Source organism: Nonomuraea sp. NPDC050310 (genome assembly GCF_040655795.1).
Taxonomy (GTDB): domain Bacteria; phylum Actinomycetota; class Actinomycetes; order Streptosporangiales; family Streptosporangiaceae; genus Nonomuraea.
On record NZ_JBFAKP010000031.1, the window covers coordinates 47,352 to 71,952 of the forward strand.

The 24,601-nt window shown below is 71.6% G+C and carries 18 protein-coding genes and 1 pseudogene; 9 read left to right on the forward strand and 10 right to left on the reverse strand.

Translation table 11 applies throughout. The annotated features are described in order from the left end of the window. Window positions 1–112 precede the first annotated feature (112 nt). Window positions 113–4,966: an amino acid adenylation domain-containing protein gene (locus tag AB0I67_RS39695; RefSeq protein ID WP_357935283.1), complete on the forward strand. Its 4,854-nt coding sequence runs from the start codon at window positions 113–115 to the stop codon at window positions 4,964–4,966. Further along, window positions 4,963–10,215 (forward strand): amino acid adenylation domain-containing protein, encoded by a 5,253-nt coding sequence (locus AB0I67_RS39700; RefSeq protein ID WP_357935286.1) that lies wholly within the window; start codon window positions 4,963–4,965, stop codon window positions 10,213–10,215. The genes AB0I67_RS39695 and AB0I67_RS39700 overlap by 4 nt, the downstream gene beginning before the upstream one ends. 127 nt (window positions 10,216–10,342) lie before the next feature. Here AB0I67_RS39700 and AB0I67_RS39705 read toward each other — a convergent pair whose 3' ends face one another. Further along, window positions 10,343–10,708 carry a hypothetical protein gene (locus AB0I67_RS39705; protein ID WP_357935290.1) on the reverse strand — a complete coding sequence of 122 codons (366 nt, stop codon included), beginning with the start codon at window positions 10,706–10,708 and terminating at the stop codon, window positions 10,343–10,345. Between the two features lie 243 nt (window positions 10,709–10,951). Here AB0I67_RS39705 and AB0I67_RS39710 point away from each other — a divergent pair, with 243 nt between their 5' ends. Next, window positions 10,952–11,194, forward strand: coding sequence for a hypothetical protein (locus AB0I67_RS39710; RefSeq protein ID WP_357935293.1), 243 nt, complete (start codon window positions 10,952–10,954; stop codon window positions 11,192–11,194). A 472-nt stretch (window positions 11,195–11,666) separates the two neighbouring features. Then, complete coding sequence (locus tag AB0I67_RS39715) at window positions 11,667–12,185, forward strand: hypothetical protein (RefSeq protein ID WP_357935296.1); 519 nt, start codon at window positions 11,667–11,669, stop codon at window positions 12,183–12,185. 752 nt (window positions 12,186–12,937) lie between these two features. Here the strand turns inward: AB0I67_RS39715 and AB0I67_RS39720 are convergent. From AB0I67_RS39720 to AB0I67_RS39730, 3 genes are all read right to left on the reverse strand, one after another. Next, complete coding sequence (locus AB0I67_RS39720; protein WP_357935299.1) at window positions 12,938–13,231, reverse strand: hypothetical protein; 294 nt, start codon at window positions 13,229–13,231, stop codon at window positions 12,938–12,940. Window positions 13,232–13,315: 84 nt separating this feature from the next. Continuing rightward, on the reverse strand, window positions 13,316–14,725 hold the full coding sequence (locus AB0I67_RS39725; protein WP_357935302.1) for a glycosyltransferase: 1,410 nt from the start codon (window positions 14,723–14,725) through the stop codon (window positions 13,316–13,318). A 131-nt stretch (window positions 14,726–14,856) separates the two neighbouring features. After that, window positions 14,857–15,042, reverse strand: a complete 186-nt coding sequence (locus AB0I67_RS39730) for a hypothetical protein (protein WP_357935304.1) — start codon at window positions 15,040–15,042, stop codon at window positions 14,857–14,859. A gap of 160 nt (window positions 15,043–15,202) precedes the next feature. Here AB0I67_RS39730 and AB0I67_RS39735 point away from each other — a divergent pair, with 160 nt between their 5' ends. Next, on the forward strand, window positions 15,203–16,171 hold the full coding sequence (locus tag AB0I67_RS39735) for a hypothetical protein (protein ID WP_357935306.1): 969 nt from the start codon (window positions 15,203–15,205) through the stop codon (window positions 16,169–16,171). Window positions 16,172–16,232: 61 nt separating this feature from the next. Here the strand turns inward: AB0I67_RS39735 and AB0I67_RS39740 are convergent, their stop codons facing one another. Beyond that, on the reverse strand, window positions 16,233–17,423 hold the full coding sequence (locus AB0I67_RS39740; RefSeq protein WP_357935309.1) for an MFS transporter: 1,191 nt from the start codon (window positions 17,421–17,423) through the stop codon (window positions 16,233–16,235). Between the two features lie 85 nt (window positions 17,424–17,508). Here AB0I67_RS39740 and AB0I67_RS39745 point away from each other — a divergent pair, with 85 nt between their 5' ends. Continuing rightward, window positions 17,509–17,988, forward strand: a complete 480-nt coding sequence (locus AB0I67_RS39745) for an Rrf2 family transcriptional regulator (RefSeq protein ID WP_357935312.1) — start codon at window positions 17,509–17,511, stop codon at window positions 17,986–17,988. Window positions 17,989–18,422: 434 nt separating this feature from the next. Beyond that, window positions 18,423–18,827: a peptidase inhibitor family I36 protein gene (locus AB0I67_RS39750; protein ID WP_357935314.1), complete on the forward strand. Its 405-nt coding sequence runs from the start codon at window positions 18,423–18,425 to the stop codon at window positions 18,825–18,827. 260 nt (window positions 18,828–19,087) lie between these two features. Here AB0I67_RS39750 and AB0I67_RS39755 read toward each other — a convergent pair whose 3' ends face one another. The 4 genes and pseudogenes from AB0I67_RS39755 to AB0I67_RS39770 form a co-directional block, all read right to left on the reverse strand. Next, window positions 19,088–19,888, reverse strand: a complete 801-nt coding sequence (locus AB0I67_RS39755; protein ID WP_357935317.1) for a formylglycine-generating enzyme family protein — start codon at window positions 19,886–19,888, stop codon at window positions 19,088–19,090. 508 nt (window positions 19,889–20,396) lie between these two features. Next, window positions 20,397–20,831 (reverse strand): annotated as a pseudogene (locus AB0I67_RS39760) (ATP-binding cassette domain-containing protein); the annotation flags it as partial. A gap of 729 nt (window positions 20,832–21,560) precedes the next feature. Then, window positions 21,561–22,226 (reverse strand): isochorismatase family cysteine hydrolase, encoded by a 666-nt coding sequence (locus tag AB0I67_RS39765; RefSeq protein ID WP_357935319.1) that lies wholly within the window; start codon window positions 22,224–22,226, stop codon window positions 21,561–21,563. Window positions 22,227–22,236: 10 nt separating this feature from the next. Next, a complete protein-coding gene (locus AB0I67_RS39770; protein ID WP_357935322.1) occupies window positions 22,237–23,034 on the reverse strand; it encodes an AraC family transcriptional regulator in 798 nt (265 codons plus the stop codon). Between the two features lie 68 nt (window positions 23,035–23,102). Between AB0I67_RS39770 and AB0I67_RS39775 the strand changes: the two genes are divergently transcribed. Next, window positions 23,103–23,651 carry a hypothetical protein gene (locus tag AB0I67_RS39775; protein ID WP_357935326.1) on the forward strand — a complete coding sequence of 183 codons (549 nt, stop codon included), beginning with the start codon at window positions 23,103–23,105 and terminating at the stop codon, window positions 23,649–23,651. A gap of 10 nt (window positions 23,652–23,661) precedes the next feature. Further along, window positions 23,662–23,757 (forward strand): hypothetical protein, encoded by a 96-nt coding sequence (locus tag AB0I67_RS39780; RefSeq protein WP_357935329.1) that lies wholly within the window; start codon window positions 23,662–23,664, stop codon window positions 23,755–23,757. 647 nt (window positions 23,758–24,404) lie between these two features. On the opposite strand, the gene AB0I67_RS39785 is transcribed toward AB0I67_RS39780, so the two are convergent. Continuing rightward, window positions 24,405–24,601, reverse strand: a 197-nt coding sequence (locus tag AB0I67_RS39785; RefSeq protein WP_357935332.1) for a hypothetical protein, incomplete at its 5' end; no start/stop codon positions are given.

Consider the following 24,601-nt stretch of genomic DNA (forward strand, 5'->3'; position numbering starts at 1 on the left):
GGGGGTGACTCGACCGATGACGTTACGGTAATGCAACCTGACAAATCATCACCTTCTTCTCGGGATCATGGCACGCTGACCGGCGTCGTATGTGATCGATGAGGAGACCTCTATGGCGTTACGGGTCCACGAGGCCTTTGCACAGCAGGTGCGTCACACCCCAGAGCGCACCGCCGTCGTGGCGGGGACCACCCGCCTCACCTACGCCGAGCTCGACCACCTCGCCAACGGCATCGCCCACGATCTGGGCCGCCACGGGGCGGGCCGGGAGGCGGCCGTGGGTGTCTGCCTGGACCGCGATGCGACGATGCTCGCGGCACTCCTGGGCGTCTGGAAGGCGGGCGCGGCCTACGTGCCGCTCGATCCCGCCTATCCCGCGGAACGGCTCGACTACATCGCCCGGGATTCCGGCGCCAAGCTCCTGATCACCTCCGCCGACGTGGCGCGACGCGGCGTCCTGCGCGGTTCGGGGACTCCCATCGTGCTCGCCCACGATTCCGCGCCCGCTCCGCACGCCCCTGACGTGCCCGGCGCCGACGGCGACGCCGCCTACATCATGTACACCTCGGGCTCGACCGGCCTGCCCAAGGGCGTGGTCATCGAGCACCGCAACCTCATGGCCCTGCTGACGGCCGAGACCGGCTTCTTCGCCGACGAGGTCACGGGCATGCTGGCGGCCACCTCGATCTGCTTCGACCCGTCGGTCAGCCAGCTGTTCCTGCCGCTGATCTGCGGGGGCACGGTGATCCTCGCCGACAACCTGCTCGCCCTGCCCGGTCTGCCCGCGCGTGACGAGGTCACCACCGTGTACGGCGCGCCCTCGGCGCTCGTCTCGCTGCTGGCCCAGCCGCTGCCCGCCGGGGTGCGGACCGTCGTGTCCGGAGGCGAGCCGCTGACCCGGGCCTTGGTGGAGCGGATCTACGCCAACCCGGGCGTGCGCCGCGTTGTAAACGTATACGGACCAACCGAGTGCACCGTGACCTGCGGTTCTCACGACGTCCCCCGCGACTCTGCCGGGGAGCCTCCGATCGGGCTCGGACACGCCGGGTCGGTGCTGTCGGTACGTGACCCCGACGGGCGCCGTGTGGCCGACGGGGAGACGGGCGAGTTGTGGGTGTCGGGGCCGCTCGTCGGACGCGGCTACCTCGACCGGGCCGAGCTCACGGAGTCCCGTTTCGTCATCCACGAGGGTGAGCGCCACTATCGGACCGGGGATCAGGCCCGGGTCGAGGGCGGGGTCTTCGTCTACGCCGGGCGTGACGACGACCAGGTGAAGGTCGCGGGGTTCCGGGTCGAGCTCGGCGAGGTCAGGGCCGCGCTGACGGCGCACCCGCAGGTGCGCAACGCGGCCGTGCTCGCGCGCGCCGACCAGGCGGGGGTTCGGCGGCTGGTGGCGTACGTGGAGGGGGACGCCACGCCTGCCGGCTTGCGCGGGTGGATGCGGGAGCGGTTACCGGACCACATGGTGCCCGCTCGGGTCGTGGTCATGGAGCGGCTGCCGCTCGGCCCCACCGGCAAGATCGACCGCGCTCGGCTGGCCGCGATGGACCTCGACCCGGGGACTGCCGAGCAGCTCGCGCCAGGCATCTCGCCCCACACCGTGATCGAGCAACGCCTGGCCGGCATCGTCGCCGGCGTGCTCGGCATCCCGGATCCCGTCGGCGTCCACGACCACTTCCTCGACCTCGGCGGGCATTCCATGGCCGCCGCCCAGGCCTGCGCGCGCATCGAGGCCGATCTGGGCGTCCGCGTGTCCCTCACCGCCTTCCTCGGCCGCCCCACCGTCGCCGAACTGGCCGAATACGTCGCCGCGGAACCCGCGGAACCCGCGGGACAAGCCGCACAAGCCGCCACCGCGCTCACCCGGCACCACGGCCGCACCCGCTACCCCCTCACCGCCGCCCAGCACGGCATGTGGCTGCTGCGCGAGGTCGGCCAGAGCACCACGGCCACGGCGATCGCGGTACGGCTGCGCGTGCACGGCATCGACACGCCCGATCCCGTCCAGCGGGCACTCGACCGGCTCGTGGCCGAGCACGAGGTGCTGCGCAGCGTCATCGTCACCGGCCCGGAAGGCACCCCAGAAGCGTCGGTGCTGCCGCCGCAGCCCGTGCCGGTCACGGTGCACGACCTGCGGTCCATGGACGTCGCCGGGCAGGAGGACTACGTCACCGCCCTGCCCGTGGCCGGGTTCGACCTGACCACGGACACGCCGTTGCTGCGCGCCGACCTGCTCTGGGTGGGCGACGGGAGTGCCGACCTGGTGGTGTCGAGCGACCACACGGCGTTCGACGGCTGGTCGATCGGCCTGCTCATGGCCGAACTCGCCCGTCACGTCCCTGGCACGGGGCAGGCGGCCGTCACGGGCGCCCCCGCCTTCCAGGTGGGCGATGTCGCGCTGGCCGAGCAGCAGGCTGTCGCCGGGCTGCAGCCGCTGCGCGCCCACTGGGCCGACGAACTGGCCGGAGCCGCTCCGCCGTACGAGCTGCTGTCCACCGGCGACGGTCCGGGACGCGGCAGGGGCTGGCGTGTCACGCTGCCGCTGCCCGAGCGGGCCGCCGCCGCGGTCGGCGACCTGGCCGCGGCCTGCGGCACCACGCCGTTCTCCGTCTACCTGACCATCCTGGGCCTGCTGGTGGCCGCCCAGACCGACCGGGCGGACGTCCTGCTCGGGGCGGCGGTCGCCGACCGGGCCAGGCCGGGCCTCGACAGCCTGGTCGGACCGCTGGTGGACGCCCTGCCCGTACGGCTGCGCCTCGACCACGACCTGCCTGTCCGCGAAGCGATCGCACGGTCGGCCGCGGCCACAGCCCGGGCCATGGACCACATGGCGCTGCCCGCGCACGAGCGGCTGGCGGTGTCCGGGGTCGAACGGCCCCGCGGGGCCATGCTCACGCCGGTGGTGCTCTCCCTGCAGCCGCCTGCCGTACCGGTGCGGGTCGGCGGGGTCGAGCTGCTCGGCGAGGTGAGCGGCGGCGGCGCGCAGGCGCCGTGCACGGTGTTCGTCAACGCCGGGTCGCGCGGGATGGAGGTGCAGGTCGAGTACGACGAGGACCTGTTCGGGCGGCTTGCGGCAGAGGAGCTGGCCGCGCGGTTCGTGCGCCTCGTCGAGCAGGTGCCAGGCGCGCCTGACCGGCCGGTGTCGGGGTTCGACCTGGTCGGCGAGGAGGAGCGGGCCGCGCTGCTGGAGCTGGGCGCGGGTCAGGCGCTGCCCGCCGACGTGCCGCCGACCGCGGTGCACGCCGTGCTGGCGCATGCCGTACGGCAGGCGGACACGATCGCCGTCGACGACGGGACGGGCACGCTGACGTACGGCGAGCTGGCCCGGAGCTCGGCCCGCGTCGCCCACGCCCTGGTCGGCGGTCCTCCGGCTGATCCGGGCGGCGAGGTCGTCGTCGGCGTGTGCCTGCCGCGTGACCGCAGGCTCACCGTGGCCGTGCTCGGCGTCGCCCGGGCCGGTGCCGCCTATGTGCCGCTCGATCCAGAGCATCCGGCCGAACGGCTGCGCTTCCAGGTCGACGACTCAGGCGCCCAGGTGGTGCTGGCGACGGCGCAGACGCGGGCGGTGGCCGAGGGCCTGGGCGTCGAGGTGATCGACATCGACACCCTCCCGGACGTCACCGCCGAGGACGTCGCCGCCGAGCCGGGCGGCCTCGCCTACGTGCTCTACACCTCCGGCTCGACCGGCCGCCCCAAGGGCGTGGAGGTCACGCATGCCAACCTGGCGGCGTTCGTCGCCGCCGTACGCCAGACCGTCGGCATCCGGCCGGGCGAGGTGATGCTGGGCCTGACCCCGTTCTCCTTCGACGTCTTCGGCTTCGACTTCTGGGCGGGACTGGCCTGCGGCCTGCGCGTGGAACTGCTCGACCGCGACAGCATGGTCGACGGCCACGCCATCGCCAGCAGGATCGAGGCGTCCGGCGCGACCCTGATGACCGCGACGCCGACGACGCTCAGGATGCTGATGGCCGCCGGCTGGGCGGGCGCGCCGATGCAGGTGCTGAGCATGGGCGAGGCGCTCGACCCCGCACTCGCCCGCGATCTCGCGGCGCGGGTGGGGCGGCTGTGGAACGCCTACGGCCCGACCGAGACCACGATCTACTCCACGCTCGCCCTCCTCGAAGGACCTATGGACGACGGCGTGCCGATCGGCAGGCCGTTGCCCGGCGAGCGCGCCTACGTGCTCGACCAGGCGGGCAGGCTCATGCCGCGCGGGGCGACGGGCGAGTTGTGGATCGGCGGCGCGGGCGTCGCCCGTGGATACCGGGGACGGCCCTCGACGGTGTTCGGCGACGACCCCTTCGTGCCGGGCGAGCGCCGCTATCGGACGGGCGACCTGGCCCGGTGGCGGGCCGACGGGTCGCTCGACTACCTGGGCCGCCGCGACCACCAGGTCAAGGTGCGCGGCCATCGCATCGAGCTCGGCGAGATCGAGGCGGTGTTGCGCGAGCACGTGGCGGACGCGGTGGTGACCGTCGTGGACGGTGACCAGCTGGTGGGTTACGTGGTCGGCGCGGGTGATCTCGCCGTCCTGGAGGCCCGGCTGCGGGAGCGGCTGCCCGGCTACATGGTGCCCGGCCAGTGGGTGGCGATGGAGGCGATGCCGACCACGTCCTCGGGCAAGGTGGACCGGCGGGCGCTGCCCAAGCCGGTGCGCACGTCCGTGGCCGATTCACCGCCGCCGGAGACGGAGGCCGAGCTGCTCGTCGCCGAGGTGTGGTCGGAGGTGCTGGAGCGTACCGGGCTCGGCGTGCTCGACGACTTCTTCGTTCTGGGCGGGCACTCGGTGGCGGCGACCAGGGTGACCGGGCGGCTGCGTGAGGTGCTGGAGCTGGAGGTGCCGGTGCGGCTGCTGTTCGAGCGGCCGACGCTGGGAACCTTCGCCGCGGCCGTCGAAGCGCTGCTGCTGGCCGACCTGGACGGCGAGGCGGAGGCGGGCGACTTCCGTGAGGGAGGCGCGCGATGACCATGAGTGACGAGCGGGTCAAGCAGCGTCTCGCCGCCCGCCTCTCGGCGGGCCGCAGGGCGCTGGGCGAGCGGCCCGCGGGCATCCCCGTGGCCGAGGGTCCCACGCCTCTCAGCCCCGCCCAGGCCAGGCTCTGGTTCCTGTCGCAACTCGACGACGGTGCCGCCTACAACGTGCCCACCGCCATCCGCCTGACCGGCGAGCTCGACCCCGACGCCCTCCTCGGCGCCGTGCACGACCTGGCCGAGCGCCATCCGGTCCTGCGCAGCACCGTCGACGGCGAGACCACGACCGCTCTGCCCGCGGACACGATCCCGGTGCGGCTGGCGGAGGTGGGCGGGGACGAGCTGGCCGAGTGCCTGCGCCGCGAGCAGCAGACGCCCTTCGACCTGGCCACCGAGCCCCCGGCCCGCGCCACCCTGTTCCGCGTTGAACCCGACGAGCACGTGCTGGCGCTCACCGTCCACCACATCGCCTTCGACGCCTGGTCACGCGACCTGGCCGTCGCCGAGCTCGGCGCGCTCTACGCGGCCCGGCTGGGCGGCAGGCAGGCGCCGCCACCACCGCGGGTGCGCTACGGCGACTACGCCGCCTGGCTGGCCACCCGCCCCGAGGGTGACCTGGCCTGGTGGGAGGCGCGGCTGGCGGGCCTGGAGGGCGTGCTGGACCTGCCCACCGACCGGGCACGCCCGAGCGTGGCCGCCTGGACGGGCGCCGAGGTGCCGGTACGGCTGACGCCCGAGCTGGCCGCGAAGGTGCGTGCGAGCGCGGCCGAGCGGGGCTGCACCCCGTTCATGGTCTTCCTCGCGGCCTGGTCGGCGCTGCTGTCGAGGATCAGCGGCACCGACGACGTGCCGGTGGGAGCGCCGGAGGCGGGACGCCTGCACTCGGACGCCGATGCGATGCTCGGCTGCTTCGTCAACACGCTGGTCATGCGCTGCGACCTGTCAGGCGATCCGACGGGAGCGCAGCTGCTGGCGCGTACCCGCGAGGTCTCCCTGGACGCCTTCGCCCATCGTGACGTGCCGTTCGAGCGCATCGTCGAGCGGCTGCACCCCGAACGCAGCCTGGCCACTACGCCGATCTTCCAGGTGCTGCTCAACGTCGTCGACACCCCTCCGGCCCCACCGTCCTTCCCGGACCTGGGGGTGGAGGTCTTCGAGCCGCCGGTGCGGACCGCCAAGTACGACCTCAACCTGTCGTTCACCCACACCGGCGACGGCTACGAGGGCATGCTGGCCTACCGCACGGACCTGTTCGAGCCGCGTACGGCGGAGCGGATGGCGTCGTGGTACCTGACGCTGCTCGACGGCATGCTGACCGACCCGGAGCGTCCGGTGGGCTCGATCGCGCTGGAACCGGTCGACGGCCCCCAGGTCGCCGGCCGCCGGGCGGGCTTCGACCTGTCGCGCCCGGTGCACGAGCTCATCGAGGAGCAGGCCGTACGCCATCCGGAGGCGATCGCCGCCACCGACGCGCACGGCAGCCTCACCTACCGCCAGGCCGACCGGCTCGGCAACGGCGTCGCCCACCGGCTGGTGGCGCGGGGCCTGCTGCCCCAGGAGCCGGTCGGCGTGCTGACCGGCCGCGGGACGGCGCTGGTGCCCGCCCTGCTGGGCGTGCTCAAGGCGGGCGGCGCCTACATGCCGATGGAGCCCGCCTATCCCGACGACCGGCTGGCCTACATGGCCGAGACGGCGGGCGCGCGGCTGGTCATCGCCTCGCGCGAGCACGCCGGGCGCGTCCCGGGAGCGCTGGTGCTGGAGGACCTGCTGGAGGAGGCGCAGGCGCCGCCCGGGGTGGCGGTGCGCCCGGACTTCCTGTCGCACGTCAAGTTCACCTCGGGCTCGACCGGCCGGCCGAAGGGCGTGGGCGTCGAGCACCGCTCGCTGGTGCACTACCTCAACGCGGTGCGCGATCACGTGGGGCCCGAGCACGACTCGTTCGGCGTGGTCTCCACGATCGCCTCCGACCTGATCCTCACCTGCCTGTTCGGCGCGCTGATCAGCGGCAAGACCGTGCACCTGGTCGACCAGGACGCCGCCACCGACCCCGCCCTGTACGACGTCGGCGGCGTGGACGTGGTCAAGATGGTCCCCAGTCACCTGGAGTTGCTGGCCGCCCACGGCGAGCTGGCGGAGGTGCTGCCGCGCAGGCTGCTCATCCTGGCGGGCGAGGCCACCTCGTGGGAGCTCGCCGGACGGATCAGGGCAGCTCGGCCCGACCTGGAGCTGCAGATCCACTGTGGCCCCACGGAGACCACGGTCTCGGTGCTGGCCGGCGCCGCGCCCTCCGCGCCGACCGGTTCCGGATCGGTGCCGCTCGGCCGCCCGCTGCCCGGCATCTCCTGCTACATCGTCGACCGGCACGGCAGACCGCTGCCCGCCGGGGTGCCGGGCGAGTTGTGGATCGCCGGTCCCACGGTGGCGCGCGGCTACCTGGGCATGCCCGAGCTGACCGCGGAACGGTTCGTCCCCGACCCGGTCACGGGCGCCGACCGCTGCTACCGCACGGGAGACCGGGTACGGCTCAACGCCGACGGCCTCGTCGAGTTCCTGGGCCGGGTCGACGACCAGGTCAAGATCCGCGGCTTCCGTGTCGAACTGGGCGAGGTCAAGAGCGCCCTGCAGGAGCAGCCGGGGGTCGCGGAGGCGGCGGTGCTGCCGGTCGGCGAGGGTCACTCGCGCCGCCTGGCCGCCTGGGTCGCGCCGGCGAGCGTCGACGTGGCCGACCTGCGGGCGGGCCTGCGGGAACGCCTGCCCGACTACATGGTGCCCGCGGCGATCGTCGTGCTGGACGAGCTGCCGCTCACCCCGCTCGGCAAGGTGGACAGGGCACGGCTGCCCGCGCCGGAGATCTCCGTCGCCGATCGCGTCGCCCCGAGCACCGAGGCGCAGCTGAGGGTGGCGGCGGCGTGGGCGCAGGTGCTCCCCGAGCAGGACTTCGGCATCGACGACGACTTCTTCGCCCTCGGCGGCGACTCCTTCCGCGCCATCAAGGCGATCAAGCTGATCGATCCGTCGCTGCGGGTGATCGACCTGTTCACCAGGCCGACGGTGCGCGAGCTGGCCGCCCATCTGGAGGCGGGGTCGCAGGTCGGGAGCGGGCTGCTGCACCGCCTGGCCGGTCCGCGCACCGCTCGCCGTACGCTCGTGTGCGTGCCGTACGGCGGCGGCTCGGCGGCCTCCTTCGGGCCGCTGGCCGCCGAGCTCGGCGGCAAGGGCACGGCGGTGCTGGCGGTCGAGCTGCCCGGCCACGATCCGGCCAGGCCGGAGGAGGCGATGCTGCCGCTGGGCGAGGTCGTCGACCGGCTGGCGGCCGAGCTGGAGGGCGGCGGGCCCGTCGCGCTGTACGGCCACTGCGTCGGCTCGGCGGTCGCGACGGAGCTCGCGCTGCGCCTGGAGGCGGCGGGTGTCGAGGTGAGCGGCCTGATCGTGGGCGGCAGCTTCCCCGACGCCCAGCTTCCCGGACGGCTCTCGCAGTGGTGGAACCGGCGTTTCCCCGCCCATCGGTGGAGCAACGACCGGGCCCAGCGCGACTTCCTGCGCACCCTGGGCATGGCCGAGGACGCCGGCGACGTCTCGGTGATGGTGCGCGGCCTGCGCCACGACGTGGAGCAGGCGCAGGCCTGGTTCACCCGCGAGCTCCAGTCGCCGCGCAAGCTGCGCGCCCCGGTGCTGTGCGTCGTGGGCGAGCGCGACCGCGCCACCGAGCTGTACACCGAGCGGTACCGGGAGTGGGGCGCCTTCGCCGACCGGGTGGAGCTGGCCGCCATCCCGAAGGCGGGTCACTACTTCATCAAGCACCAGGCGGAGGGGCTGGCCGAGCTGATCGACGGCCACCTGTCGAGCTGGGAGGCGGGCCGGGTGCCCGAGCCGCTGGAGACGGTCGAGGTGGTCGGCGAGCAGGCTCGCCGGGATCTGCGCCGTTTCTACACGGTGGCGGCCGGTCAGACGGCCTCGCTGCTGGGCAACGCGCTGACCTCCTTCGCGCTGGGCGTGTGGGCCTACCAGTCCAGCGGCAGGGTCTCCGACTACGCGCTGGTCACCATGCTGGCGCTGCTGCCGGCCGTCCTCGCCTCGCCGCTCGGCGGAGCGGTGGCCGACCGGGTGGACCGGCGCCTGGTCATGCTCGCCTGTGACGGCGTCTCGGCGCTGGCGACGGCGGCGCTCGTGGTGCTGCTGTGGCTGGGACGGCTGGAGGTCTGGCAGGTCGGCGTGATCGCGGCGGTGCTGTCGCTGGTCACCGCCTTCCACCGGCCGGCCTACCTGGCGGCGGTGGCGCAGCTGGTGCCCAAGCCGTACCTGATGCAGGCCAACGCGCTGGCCAATCTGGGCACCGGCCTGGGCATGCTGATCGCCCCGCTGGCCGGCGCGGCGCTCATCACCCTGGTCGGGGTGCACGGCGTGATCGCCGTGGACGTGGTGACCTTCCTGTTCGGCCTGGCCACGCTGCTGCTGGTGCGCTTCCCCGACCGGCTCTTCCGCCGGCTGGAGGAGTCGTTCTGGCAGGCGATCGCGGGCGGCTGGCGTTTCCTCGTCCGGCGGCGCCCGCTCATGGTCATGATCGTCTTCTTCGCGATCGAGAACTACTTCGGCATGCTCGCCCTGGCCATCACCGTCCCCGTGGTGATGGGCTTCGGCGGTGTCGCCGGGGTCGGCACGGTCACCGCCCTGCAGGGCCTGGGAGCGGTCGCGGGCGGCCTGGTCATGGTCTTCTGGAACGGCACCAGGCGCCGCGCGATCGGCATGGTCGGCTTCGTCAGCGGTTTCGGCTTCGGGATCGTGCTCATCGGCCTGCAGCCGTCGGTCTGGGTGGCGGCGGTCGGCGGCTTCGTCTCGTGGGTGTTCCTGAGCGTGCTCAACGCCCACTGGCTGGCGATCATCCAGCTCAAGGTGGGGCTCGACCTGCAGGGGCGGGTGCTGGCCACCAACCAGATGCTGGCGGTGTCGATGACGCCGCTGGCGTTCCTGACGGCTCCGGCCCTGTCGGCGTGGTTCGGGCCGCTGCTGAATCCCGGCGGGGCACTGGACGGCACCTGGGTGGGCGATCTGGTGGGCGTCGGCGACGGGCGCGGCGTCGCGCTGCTGCTGGCGCTTACCGGAGTGGTGCTCGTGGCCTGGGGCGCGCTGGGACTGGCCTATCGCCCGCTGCGCCTCATGGAGGACGAATTACCCGACGCGATCGCGGGCGCGGAAATCGCCGACAGTCTCGACCTGATCGATAGAGAACTGGCTTCACGCAAATGATGTTTCGTTTTACGAATTATCGTTTTCAAGGCGTTTGATAGTAGTTCGTGTGGATCATCACAATGTTTTCCGGCCCGGCGAACCCGGGCCGGAATTCATTTCCCAGAACAATGAAATTCCAGGAGCCTCACCGTTTGTCCAAGACCACACTCGTCCTGATCGGCACGGGTGAGCTCGCCTGAGGCATCGCGTACGCGCTCGCCACGACGACGACCCCGCTCGATGCGCCGGTAGCCCCAGGAGGGGTTCTCCCGTGCGAGCCGCAGCGCCAGGGCGCGGATGGATCGGCGGCTGCCGAGTGCCGGCGCATGAGGGTGCCCGGGCGGACCAGCAGTACCGGCTGCCGCAGCTTGTCCATCGGCAAATGGTGGAGCAGGCCCGAAAGCAGGAACCGGTCCTCCGGAGTGAACCCAGGTTTGGGCACCTGCCGCTGCAGGACCGTCGGCTGATGCCAGAGTGCCAGGATCTCGATCTCATTGTCACGATCGGCCATCGGTAGGGGCCGTATGAATGAGAAGGTGTTCGTGGTGGCTAGGTAGGCCAGGCGCAGCAGCGCGACAGATCAGCATGCCGTTCCTCACGCGACCTCTCGATTTGAGGGGTATGAGCGCCCATCGAGCCTGCGACCTGCACGGATGGGTTTTCGGCACCCGCAGGGTCCACCCTGGAACCCGCCAACACCGTCAGCCTGAAGTGCTGGTACCGAGGCGTCCTGTGGAACAACGCCCACTACTCGATGGACTCCCGGCTGTCGCTGTACAAGGAGGGGCGCCGGCGCTGGACCGAGGACCGCTCGAACAAGGTCGACATCGCGTGGACCGGCTCGACCAGCACCTACACCGACCACTACGCCTGCCGCGGCAGCGGCGAGTACGAGCTGCGCTTCGAGAGTGGCGAAGCGGCGGTCACCGGCGGAGCAACCGGCGTCGCCCAGCTCGACATCCCGACGTTCTCGGTGAAGGCGCGCGGCTGCGAGTGACCAGCCCGCGCCCCGGCCTGAGCCCGCCTGGAGCGGCCACCTGCTGGCCGTGAGCCGCAGAAGACGCGCTCCATCCAGACGAGAGCCCGCTCCGCTGCCGAACGTGGAAGCGGAACGGGCTCGCTCATGTCGGTCAGAAGCCTCCGATGCAATCCCGGCCGGCCCTGCGGTCCCAGCCGCCGGACCTGATCCGCGCCGCCCGGCTGCCCGTGTTGTCTGTTGTCATGATCACCTCTTCGGCGCCATTAGCGGTAGCGACCTGGGGCTTCTGCGCCGGTCATGATCAGTGGGTGCGGCGGCAGTTGCTCACGGTTCAATTTCGGCTTCGGTGGGGGATAGATCGCCACAACGTAAGTAACTTAGAGTAACTAAACGACTACTGTCAGTGTTGACCGTGGTGATCCAGATCATTCATGCAGCGGTCCCCAGGCCCCCTTCCCGGGGGCGTGACAGCGAAAGGAACCACTCTGCCATGACCACACGACCCTCCCTGCGCCGTCGGCTACTGGGCCGCACCGCCGCCACGGCCTGCCTGACCCTGCTCGCGCTGCCGCTGCCCGCCGACGCCGCAGCCGACCCGATCATCCCCGGCGACTCCTACTACCTGCACGCCCACACCCGCTACGGAACGCACGGCACCACCTACGAGAGCTGGCTGGGCTCGGACTATGTCCTGCTCACAAACAACACCGGCGACAGCGGAACAGCCTGGGTGTTCGACAAGGACGGCGAGAACTACCGCATCAGGCAATCGCCTGGGTACGGCGCCTGGTGCGTCCGCGGCAACGACATCAAGCTCACCGACTGGCGAGCCTGCTCCACACGCTGGACACTCACCCCCGCCCCAAACGGAACCTGGCACATCGGGGTGGCCAACACCCCCTTCAAAGTCACCAACGTAATCACTGATAGAGGTTCGTGGCTGGCGATCTACCAGACCCAGAACGGCTACCGCGAGTTCACCCGCTTCACCTTCACCCGCGCCATCTAACCGCCCAGCCCGCACACCGGCACCCCTGGGTCCTCCCCCCTCCCCAGAGGCCGGGTGCTCGGGTCGGTGCCACCAGGGACAGAGTAGGGCGTTGCCGCAGAACACAGCGGGTGACGGCTGCGGCTCCCGACCCGGGCATTCGGGGATGAGTCCGGCGCTCGCTGTCCTGGTGACGACGGCGGGCACGCGTTTCTCCAGGTCGCGTTGCTTGCTGACGGCTCTCATGTCAGCCCGCCCAGGAGCTCCCGGTTACTTACAGCTACTTCGCGTCTGGTGACACGGACCCGAGCGCCGGGCCTCCACCGGGTGTGGCGCTCGGGCCGAACGCAAGGTCACCGAGGGAGCTCATCAACGCCTTCAAGCGGGTCTCAGGCGAGGAGAATCACCGGTTCACCATCGCCGACGCCTCGCTGGCCACGCCGGACGCCACGGTGCGCGACGTGGTCATCCCCACCGTGCGGGGTGGCGAGCAGACGCTGCGCGAGCTGGTGCACGAGTTCAAGACCAAGGGCCCGGTCTACCGGCGCTGGCTGCCCTGGTGGATCCGTGGTCTCGTTCACTTCCTCAAGAAGCGTGGACTTGCCGATCCGGCCGCTCCTCGCACGATCAGCGCATCGCCGTGCTCGCCTGTGCGATCGACAGGGGTCTCGACCCGCGCGACCTCACGCTCGCGCCGCAGGCTGGCCAAACTCGGCGATGGCTCGAAGATCCCCCGCCACTGGGCAGGAAGAGCATACGCAGGGAAAGTCTCGTTAGCAGGGCTCCACCGTGTTCCAGGCCTCGAAGCCGCCTTCCGGCAGGTTCCGGAACTGGGGGCGCACACCCCCGATCGGGAGTCCGGCCTCGGTGCGCGCCACGCCGGCGATCTGGGTCGGGTAGTCGACGGAGGCGGGCGTCACCAGCGAGGAGAGGTCCTTGTAGTCGATGAAGAACTCGCTGGGCAACGGTGAACCGCCGGTGGTCTCGACGACCTTCTGACGGCCCCGATCATCTTCGCCGATGAAGTAGTGATCAGGACAAGCTGCCAGCATCGCGTCCGAATCCACGAGCGCGGACTCGGCGTTGAACCACTCGGCGAACCCCTCCGCGCTGCCGCTCGTCGCCGTGGGTGTGGTGCTCGGGGTGCGCGGTCAGCGGGCGCCGCGAAGGCGGCTGACCGCCGTGAGGACGGGCGCGGCGCCGTCCTCGCCCGCGACTCCCGCGGCCAGTGCCTCGGCCCGTTGACGGAAGCGAGGTTCGGTGAGCGCGGTGGTGAGCGCGTCGGCGAGCCGGGCGGGCGCCAGCCGGCGGAACGGGATCGGCGGCGGCGCCACCCCGAGCGCGGCGAGCCGCGACGCCCAGAACGGCTGGTCGTTCATGACCGGCACCGCCACGGCCGGAACGCCCGCCCGCGCCACGGCGCCCGTCGTGCCGCCGCCGCAGTGGTGGGCGACCGCCGCCACCCGGGGGAACAGCCAGTCGTGCGGGACGTCGCCGACGCCCAGCACCTCGTCGGTGATCGGCCCTTCCCTGCCGGTCTGCACCACTCCGCGCAGCCCCGCCCGCCGCAAGGCCTCCACGACCAGCTCGGTGTACGGCTCGGCCCCGGTGCCCGCCAGACTGCCGAAGCCGACGAACACCGGCTTCGGGCCCGCGTCCAGGAAGTCCGTGAGCACACGGTCCGGCTGCCAGCCTCCCGGGCGGACCGGCCACCAGTAGCCGGTGACCTCAAGCCGGGGCCGCCAGTCGCTCGGCCGGGGCACGACGAGCGGGCTGAAGCCGTGGAAGACCGGCCAATGCGTGCTCTCCCTGTGCCGGTAGAGAGCGCGAGCGGAGGCGGCGGGAAGCCCGAGCCGCTTTCGCATCCGGGCGCTCAAGCCGGACAGCAGCGGCCCGGCCGCAGGAACCTCGAACGCCAGGCGCGCCGCCCGGCGGTTGCCCCAGCGGCCGAGCGAGCGGCGCACTGGGCTCACGACCGGCGGGAACTCGCCCGTCGGTTCCATGGGTTGCAGGTGCACGCCCATGGACGGCACGCCCATGGACGGCACGCCCATCGCCTCGGCGACATGAAAGGCGGGGGCGCCGGCGATGCCGAGCAGGAACAGGTCGGTCTTCTGCTCGGTGAGGGAGGCGAGGCCCTCGACGAGCTGCCCGCCGTACTCACGGAAAGCTTTGAAAGAGCCGCTGGTCAGGGCGGCGAGTGGGTCTCCGGGCAGCGGCACGTGGGCCAGACCGGCGCCGGTGACCAGGCCGGCCTGGGGTGCGTGGGCCGCGATCGCCACCTCGTGGCCCGCCTCGCGTAAGCGGGCGCCGAGGCCCGTGTAGGGCGCGACGTCCCCGCGAGTGCCGCCCCCGACGATCAGTACGCGCATGCGGCCAGCCTGCCACACCGAGGCGCTCCCGGTCAGGCTCAGCAGGGGGCCGAGAGCGCGGCCGAAGGTGAGTTCGCGCAGGATCGTCGTCGGACGGCCGTCGCGCAGTCGCCAGACGAAGGTGTAGAAGACCGGCTCGCCGTCCTTGACCCGGCGCATGACGATCGCGGCCTGGTCGCCGAGCTCCATGGTGGCTGGGCAACCTTCACCTCCAGCGCCACAAGAGCGTGATGGCGATGGGCGACCAGCAGGGGGAGTGGTGGGGGCGGGGGCTCTGCGCCTGCCGGAAATTACGTCCGGGCAGTTCGAGCAGCGTGTGATTACCCTCCGAGCCGGTCGTGTCGGCGGATGTTCAGGTCGATGATGCGCGCTGGTTCGGTGATCGGTTCGGGGGTGGCGCGGAGCGGAGCCGCCTGGTCGAGGGCTTGATGGGCGCGACTTTCGTTGTAGAACTTTCCGTGCTCGTCGCCCAGCAGCAGCGCGGCGGTCGTCTCCGCGGCTGGCACAGGCGAATCCTGGAGATCATGGACTTGCTGAAGCGCCTGCCGGTCTGCGAGGCCGACCAGCCTCAAGTCGCCTGAATGACGCGCGCGTAGGAGCTCCAAAAGCAGTGGCGCTCGAAACGAGGACTTCGAGGCAGACGCAGTCGGGTTTGACCCTGACACCGTGGCAGGCGGCACGGTGCGGGGCATGTCTGTCACCTATGTCGGCTCCGGGCCGTACTGCTACGCCAACTCCCTCGCGATGATCCTCGGTGGTGAGGCGCCGTCTCCGGCTGTGATCGAGGTCCTGACGGGCTCTCCGTACGGGTTGCAGCTGATCGGCGGGCGTCTGCCGTTGTTCGACGCGTTCGGCTGGGACCCGGAGATCGGGCTCGACGCGGCGATCGGTCTGCTCGGGTGGGAATGCGAGCGCGTCGATGGCGGGACGGTGGCGGTGGCGCTCGACCGGCTGCGCCGGGCCTGTCAGGACGGTCCGGTGCTGGCCGGGCCTCTTGAGCTTGGGTTGCTGTCGTACCAGCCGGGGTCGGGCAAGGCGGTGGGCGCCGACCATTACGTGGTGGTGCTGGAAGTGGGCGACGACACCGTGCTCGTGCATGATCCGCAGGGTTACCCCTACGCCACGCTGCCGGTCGGCGCCTTCGGCGAGGCGTGGCGCGGGGAGTTGATCTCTTATCTGGAGCGGCCGTTCCGGATGCGGTACGGGTTCACCCGGCGCGAGCAGGTCAGCTCGGAGGAGGCGTTGCGGCGTTCCCTGCCCGCCGGGCTGGCCTGGCTGGCCGGCCGGACGGATGTGGAGGTCCCGCCCGGCACGCTCGGGCAGGCCGAGGCCGCCGAGCGCACGGCCGAACTGGTGGAGGAAGGGCTGGATCCGGAGGTCAGGATGCTGTGGCAGGCGTTCGCGGTGCGGGTGGGCGCTCGCCGCCTCGACGACCTGGCGGCCTGCCTGTCGCTCCTCGGCCTCGACGCGGGCGCGGCCGTTGCCGGGGAGCAGGCCCGTATCGTCGGTGGCCTGCAGGGGCCGCTCGTGTCGGGCGACGACGTGGCGCTCGCGGCCGGCCTGCGCCGATTGGCTCCGACGTACGAACGGCTGCGTGCCGTCCTTCGGGGAGAAGTTCTGGCGCTACACCGCTGATCGCCGTCGAACGTGAAGAGCGCGGGGGCGGCTCACTCCGGCCTCCCGCTGGCCCGGGCGGTCATGAGCGCGCAACCCCTCTTCGGAGCCGCGTGACGGGCACGATGGTCAGTGCGGCCGCCGCGGCCAGGAGCAGGAAGGCGAGGCGGAAATCGGTCGTGGCGTCGCGCAGGATGCCCACCAGCATGGGAACCAGCGCGGCGCAGCCGTACCCGACGAAGAAGGCCATCGCGCTGATCCTGCCCGCCTCGGCGGAGTCGCGGCTGACCGCTACCGGCACGGTCAGAACCAGGGTGAACAGGCCGCCGTGCCCGACGCCCAAGGCGAGGATCCACAGCCACGTCGCCGTGGCGGGCGCGAGGGCCAGGCCGGTGAAGCCGAGCGCCGTCAGCGCCGCCGTCAGGGTCAGCCCCACGCGCAGGTCGCGCCGTTCGCCTAGCAGGGCCGGTACGGCGAGCATCGCGACCACCTGGATGCAGATCATCGCGGTGAGCAGCATTCCGGCCCCGGTGCCGAGCCCGCTCTCCTGGAGCAGGGGCACGACCCAGGCCAGCTCGCAGTAGTAGAGGGCGGAGTTGGCCGCCGACAGCGCGGTCACCCGCCAGGCCACCCCGCTGCGCCAGGGCAGCCCCGTGGTGAGCGGGCCGGCGGGGGCGGCCGCCCGGTCCAGGGCCAGGGAGCGCCGGGACGCCGTCCACGCCGCCACTCCGGCCAACGCGAGCACCGACCAGGAAGCCAGTGCCCCGGGCCAGGAGCCGAGGAAGTCGGCCAGCGGCGCGCTGACGCCGGCCGCGACGGCGCCGCCCGCGCCGAGCCCTGCCGTGTAGACGCCGGTGGCCAGGCCCGCCCGGTCGGCGAAGCGGCTCTTGACGACAGCGGGCAGCAGCGTCTGCGCGATGGCGATGCCGGCCCCGACAACCGCCGCGCAGCTCAGTTGCAGCCAGGTGGATCCACCGACGAGGCGGGCGGCGGTGGCCACGGTGATGACGACCAGGCCGAGCAGTACTCCGCGATGGAGCCCGAACCGGCGGCCCGCCATGGCGGCCAGAGGTGCGCACAACCCCATGGCCAGCGTGGGAACGGTCGTCAGTAGAGCCACCCCGGTGGCTGTCATGTCCAGGTCGGCGCGGATGCGGTCCACCAGGGGCGAGACCGCGGCGATCGCCGGCCGCAGGTTGGCCGCCGCCACGAACATCGCCAGTCCTGCCAGCCCGAGCACCTGCTTACCGGGTGGCGACTCGATCAACCTCATGACACTCCAATGATCTCGGACAGTTTCTATCCGAGTTCTATCACAGCTCGGACAAAAGATGTCCGAGTTGAGTACGCTGGCGGCCATGAAGCTGTCCAACGGGGTGGAGTGGGCGCTGCACAGCTGCGTCACCCTCAGCCAAAGCCGCGAGCCCGTTCCTGCGGCCCGGCTCGCCGAACTGCACGGCACCCCTCCCGCGTACCTGGCCAAGCACCTGCAGGCGCTCTCGCGCGCCGGCATCGTGCACTCCACGGCCGGACAGGTAGGCGGATATGAGCTGACTCGGCCCGCGGACCAGATCTCGGCGCTCGAGGTGGTGCGGGCCATCGACGGCGAAGAGCCCGCCTACCGGTGCACCGAGATCCGGCAGCGAGGCCCCCTCGCCCTTCCGGCCGAGCGATGCCAGCGGCCGTGCGCGATCGCCCGCGCCATGGCCGCGGCCGAGGAGGCCTGGGCGGATGCCCTACGCCACGTCACGATCGCCGACCTCGCCGCCCGCATCGACGCGGACAGTGAGGGGACGGCGATGGCCGCGGTCAGCCGGTGGCTTGCCACCGCACGCTGATCAGGGATCCGGCCATGCGGCGCGACAGGTTCATGGCGTTTCGTCGGGTGATTTCGCGCGGCAGCATAGGTTCGCCAGGATCACGCGTGCTGGCCGAGCCGGCCGCGGGCGAGGCGGTATGGGGCGGGAAGGCGGCATCGTGGGTGCGCGCCGCAGCGGCCTGCCGTCCGGGCGGCCCGCGAGCTGCGCCACATCCAGCAGTGAACGGGGTAGTGGGGCGGGTCGCACACCCGCCCCTTGGCCCTGAAACTCCGCCCGAGAAACGTCCTCCACTCCGCGCACGGAGCGGAGCCGAGCGTCCGGCCCCTTCATCGCGGGCTCCAGTCGGCTGGTGACCGCCACGACCGGACGTTCGGTGTACGGCGACGCCAAGCGGCTTGGCCGAAAGGCTTTGAAAAGCGGATCCAAAGCGCCCCGGCCTAGCGTGCGGTCGTATGAAGCGAATGCTGGTCTCCACCTCCGTCGCCGTCGCCGCAGCGGCCGTCGCCCTCCTCTCCACCTCCCTGCCGGCCGCAGCCAAGGCGTCCGCATGGAGTGACTGCGGTTACAAGAACGTCTGCACCTACTACAACACCAACGGCGGAGGATCGCCCGCCAGGGAGTCCGAGGGCAACCTCGGCCGCCACAGCGGCGTCCGTTCGATCTTCAACAACGGATCGCCGGGCGGCTGGGACCACATCAAGCTCACCTACGACTACAGGGCTGGCGGCGAGGTCCACCGCGGGGTCCAGTGCATCCACCAGGGCGAGAAGAAGAACATCGTCGTCCCGGGCGGCGGCCCCGTCGAGGTCATCTCCGCCGTCTGGGTCTCCCCGTGGACCGCCCCCTGCGACGGCTGACGGACGACCCGGCGACCGGGGCATAGCCGGTCGCCGAGGACACCCAAGGAGCAAGCTGGCCTCGTAACGGACGGCCAGCTTGCCCCATCAGGCCAGAGAGACGGTCTCACTGGGGTGCCTGTAGCAGCCGCGGAAGGCGCACTGAAGTACCTGCAGAGGCGGGGCGATGGCATACGACTGGGGTGCAGCGCGCTGCGCACGGTCGAGGGCCTGACTCGAGGGCTCTGGCCCGGCAACCGAGGTGGGCCAGCCGTCAGGTGCTACCGCGGCTCACCGCTCACCTTGTCAGCGGCCCGTGCGCCGGCGGCGTGCGCGCGAAGCGGAAGCCGGTGTTGCCGCTGGAGGAATCCGGCGTGTTTCGGGTGCGCGACGCGGTAGCGGTTGCAGTAGCTGCGGTGGCACAGGTAGGACCCGCCGCGGGTGACCCGTGCGTCACCGCTGGCCGGACCTGCGGGGTCGGTTGGCACGAAGGTGATGTCATGCTCGGCGGTCCACCAGTCGCTGCACCATTCCCACACGTTGCCGGCCATGTTGTGCAGCCCGTACCCGCTGGGCGGGAAAGCGTGCACGGGTGCGGTGCTCAAGAATCCGTCTTCACCGGTGTTCCAGATGGGGAACCGGCCCTGCCAGATGGTGCACCGGTGCTCGCCGCCGAGGGTCAGCTGCTCGCCCCACGGGTAGCGTGCTCGTTCCAGCCCGCCACGCGCCGCATACTCCCACTCCGCCTCGGTGGGCAGCCGCCCGCCTGCCCAGGTGCAGTAGGCGACGGCGTCATGCCAGGAGACGTGGACGGCGGGGTGGTCGTCGCGGTCTCGCACGTCGCTGCCCGGCCCTTCCGGTGACCGCCAGGAGGCGCCTGTCACGCCGCACCCCCACGGCGCGGAGGACGGCCGGGGCACGCCTCGGCGCAGCTCCGGGCGCAGCAAAGGAGCGAAGACGTAGGACCAGCCGAAGGTCTCGGCCTGGGTGAGGTAACCGGTGTCCGCCACGAACTCGGCGAACTGCCGGTTGCTGACCGCGTACCGGTCGATCTGGAAGGCGCTCAGCCGTACCGCACGCACCTGGCCTTCGCCGTCGCTGGGGGAGCCCTCTTGGTCGTCGCTGCCTATCGGGAACTGGAGTCACCAGCTCGTGGCGGACCCCGGAACGCCGCAGTCGTGGAGCGGGCACCGGCACGGGCGGGGTGTCGCGGGCGAGGGAGCAGAAGCCGGGTGTCGTCGTCACGGCGCCTCGCTGAGGAGCCTGGCGCGCTCCGACCGGCGCTGGGCCTGCCGTACTGGATCCGGCACCGGAGCGGACAGCAGAAGCTGCCGCGTGCAGGGATGGCTGGGGTCGTCCGTGATCCGGCGCACCGATGATCTCTCCCTTGCGCATGACCGCGACCCGGTGACTCACGTGGCGTACCACGGACAGGTCATGGGTGACGTACAGGTAGGCCACGCCGCTCGTCTCCTGGACCCGGACGAGGAGGTCGAGGATCGTCGCCTGGGTGGACAGGTCGAGCGCGCCGACCGGTTCGTCGCACACGATCAGGGCCGGATCCAGGGCCAGGGCGCGGGCGACCCGCTGCCGCTGGCCGCCGCTGAACTCACGCGGCATTCGGCCGCCGGAGCCGATGGGCAGGCCGACGTCGTCGAGGAGCCGGGTGATGCGGCCGCGTACCTCCGCCGGTTTGCGGCCGGCGGCGAGCAGCGGCTCTCCGAGGGTGCTCTCGACCGTCATCGCGGGGTTGAGCGAGGTGTAGGGATCCTGGAACACCACCTGGATCTGCGAGCTCAGCGCGCGCCGGGCGCTCTTGCTCAGGTGGCCGATCTCCTCGCCCTGGAAGAGGATGCGTCCCGACGTCGGCCTGACCAGCCCGAGGATGGCGCGTCCCAGGGTGGTCTTGCCCGAGCCGGACTCTCCGACCAGGCCGAAGCAATCGCCGGGGGCGATGTCGAGGCTCGCGCCGGTGAGGCGCGGAAGGGCGGCTTGCCGAAGCCCCGCTGGGGGTAGTCGACGCAGACGTCCTGGACGGCGAGCACCTGGTCACTCATGGCCGGCTCCGAGAGGGTGGCGGAGCGGCGCGCCCTCGAGCGTGGAGACGAGCAGCGTCCTGGTGTTAGTCGCGGGCGGGCCGGGCGAGCATGGAGTGACCGTTCCCTGCTCGACGATGCGCCCGTGCCGCATCACCCGCCGAGACGGCGACGCCCTCACCCGCCTGCTCGCCCAGTTGGCCGAGGCCGCGGTGGACCCAGTTTGCGGTGATCGGTGGCGCTTGCACCTAGGGCTCTCGCCACAGCAGGCGGTGCTGCGCCCGCCACGTCGTCGCCAGCCCAGTGATCACGGTCCACGCCAACAGAACGCCCGGTGCGCCGTACGTCATCAGCGGCGGCGGCCGGCCCCTACCGGGCAAGCACCACCGTCGTCCTCGACGCGGCCCCGCCGGGCGGCGCTAACAACCTCATCCGCGCCGGCCCCACCAGGGGGTTGTGCTTGATCCCCGGAGTAGCGGCCCGCTTCAGCAGCATCCGTTGTCTCGCCCGATTTCGATGCGCTCTTTCAGCGGTTTGCCCGGTCAGATGGCCGCCAGGGCATCTCAAACCGGGTGTGCCGCTTCGCCAGATCCTGCCCCCACCCGGGACGGGACGACCGCGAAGGCGGGATGCGGGATGAAGTCAGAGACACCTCGCCCAGCACCTCATCCAACAAGGTGGCGCGGGGGCAGCCGCGGGCTGACCTCGTTCCCCCTCGCTATGAAGCGCACCTGCCCCGGTGGTCGGCAGCAAGCCCGTCGATCGAGGAAGCCGCGTGCGACCGCAGCGCTGGAATGATCTCGTTCGTGTCCAGGCAGGCGATGCCCATGCCGGGCAGCTCGCGATCCGCGTCGGCGGTCCAGCCGGAGAGTGCGTCGCGCACCGCGACGGTGCGTAGATCACGTTCGGTGGCGTCGACGAGCGTGGAACGCGGGCAGTTCGGGTAGTTGCAGCCGGCGACGACCACCGTGCTCACCGCCCGTTCGGCGAGGTGTTGCAGCAGCCGGGTGCGGAAGAAGGCGCTCCAGCGGGGCTTGTACAGGATGTGCTCGTCCGGGCCGATCTCCTGCGCGTGTCCCGCCAGAAGCAGCTCAGGATCGAGCTTCCCTTCGGGCGCCAGTCCCTCGGCGAGCTGGGAGCCCGGCGAGTGCGGATTGACCTTGTCTCGCAGGGTGCGCCGGCACAGGTCCGCGTTGCTGCCGTCGGGCAGGTACAAGCGCACGATATGCACGATGGGCCGCCCCGCCTGGCGAAACGCGTGCGTCAAGCGCCGAACCGCGGGCAGTACCTCGCTGGTGCCGGCGATGTCGGCGACGAAGTCGCGTTGCAGGTCGATGGTGAGCAGAGCGCTGCTGGAGAACTCGGGGCTGGTGTACTCGTTCACGCCGGAGACGTTAGGGGGGCGAGCCGTACCGGTCTTGTACGTCGTTGCGCGCGAACCGCCCCGGGGTGGCCGCGAACGTGCGGCGGAAGTGGCGGTGCAGATGCGCCTGGTCGTAAAAGCCGCTGTCGGCGGCGGCGCGGGTGACGGCGTAGCCGGCGGTCAGGAGCTGCTGGGCGCAGCGCAGTCGTAGCTGGAGCAGGTAGCCGTGCGGAGTGACGCCGGTTTCGCGGCGGAAGGCGCGCAGCAGCTGGAACCGGGGGAGACCCGCCACATTCGCGAGCTCGTCCAGGGTCGGGGTGTGCTGAAGGTCTGCGGCCAGGTACCGCTGTACCTTCCTGACGGTCATCGGTGGCGTCGCCGTGATCGCGCGGCGTGCGTAGCGGGTGAGGATCTCGGTGGCCAGCGCTTCGAATTCCTCCTGCGCGGCCAGGCTGTTCTGGTCCGGGCGGCGGTGCAGCCGGATCAGGCGAGCGGCCAGGTTAGGGTCGTGTGGAGTCGGTACGGGAAAGGTGGGCCGGTGCCCGGCGAGTTCCGACAGCAGTGCCGGTGGCAGGTAGAAGACCCGGTAGTCCCAGCCCTCGGCGATGCCGGGACGGCCGGCGTGGATGGTGTCGGCGTCGAGGAGCAGCAGGCTTCCCGCGGGTGCGTGCTCGGTGGCGCCGCGGTAGCGGACAGCCTCCACCCCACGCTCGATCGCCGCGATGGCGTACTCGCTGTGCGCATGAGGAACGAAGTGATGCGTATGGAAGGACGCTCGCACCAGCCGCATGTCCTCCGGGCCGTAGCGGTGCTCGACGACGTTCTCCATGGCTGCCTTTGTACCCGACGTCGCCCCGAGCCCGACGATGGGGACGGCACGTTGAAGGGAGACGCAGAGTGACCCTGATGGAGGCGGCGCAGGGGGCCGGAAGGTCCAGCATGGTCGCGGGGATCTTGTGGCTCGGAGCAGGGGCGCTGCTGCTGCTCGCGGGAGGAGGGGTGACCGCCGTCGGGACCGGGGCGCCGGGTCTGGAGACGCAGACCTTCACCCGGGTCTCCTGCCACGAGACGCGTACGGCCAAGGGCGGCACCGTACGGCACTGCTTCGGCATGACCCCTGCCCAGATCAAGGCGGCCGCGGAGAATGAGCGCCGGGCCCGGCTGGACGCGCTGCGCGCCCACCGTTCCGGTGGTGCGCCCTGGGTCCCTGCACCCACCCCGCGCACCCGGCTTTCGTTCGTCGACCATGACGGCCGACAGGACCCCGTCGAGGTCACCGCCACCCTGGTCGGCTCGTACTGGATCGCCCACGCGCCGAGCGTGGTTGTCACGGGCGGGGCGCTGCTGCTGGCGGGAGCCGGGGTGACGGCCGCGGGGGTCGCCCGGCTGCGGACTTCAGAGCGTGCGGGCGGCGACGGAGCTGCTCCATGCCGCTGCCGAGCATGATGCCGACCTTGTGCTGATCGGATGCGGCGGATGGCCTACGGAACTCGGCCGCGCAGTCGAAACGCTCATGCGCTGTGCCCCCTGTCCGGTCATGGTTGTGCACTGAGCCGTTGAGCACCTCCTGGCGTAAGAGCATGGCCTTTGCTGGTTTTCAGCTGCTCCGGGCCAGATCAACGCGCTCATCCTCGTCAGCGGCCGGGCGCTGGTCGGCGTTCGCCCGAGCTGCGGTCATGCGCCGGTCGGCGTGCCGCGCTGGATCGTGGTGCAGGCCGTCGTCGGGGGTGTAGCGCCGGGTGGTGCGCGGGTCGGCCTGGCCCAGAGGCCGCTGCCCGACCTCCAGCGGCGGGTGCTCGGCCAGGTTGGTGGCGAGGCTGTGTCGGATGGAGTGCAGTCCCGTGTCTGCGGCTCTTCGATGCCGGCCGCGTCGGCCAGCCGCTGCACCAGCTCCAGCATGTACGAGCGGCGCAAGGGCAGGACGGTACGGGTGCCGAAGAGGGGCCCCGGGCCGACGCCGCGCCCGGTCAGGTAGGCGTCCAACAGGTCAGCAGTGTGGCGGCCGATTACGACCGGTGCACCCGGTCGCCGTTGGCCTACAGGTTCAGCGCCCGCTCGCCCGCGTTGTAGCCGAAGTCGGCGAGGGTGAGCAGTTCGCTGATGCGGCAGCCGGTGTCGACGAGCGTCGCGATGAGCGCCTGCGTCGCACGCTCTCGAACGCCTGCGCGTGGCTGAGCATCGCTTGCAATTGGCCGCCGGTCAGATGCCAGGTGCTCTTCGAGCGGACCTTGGCGGCTCCATCCCGTCGAACGGGTTGCGCTGCGCGGCCTCGGCGCGCAGCAGGTAGCCGTACCAGGTGCACACCGCCGACAACCGGCGCGCCCGGGTGGCGCTGGCCCAGTCGGCGTGCCGCATCGCCGCGGCGTACAGGTCGGTCTCCAGGAAGTCGACGTCGG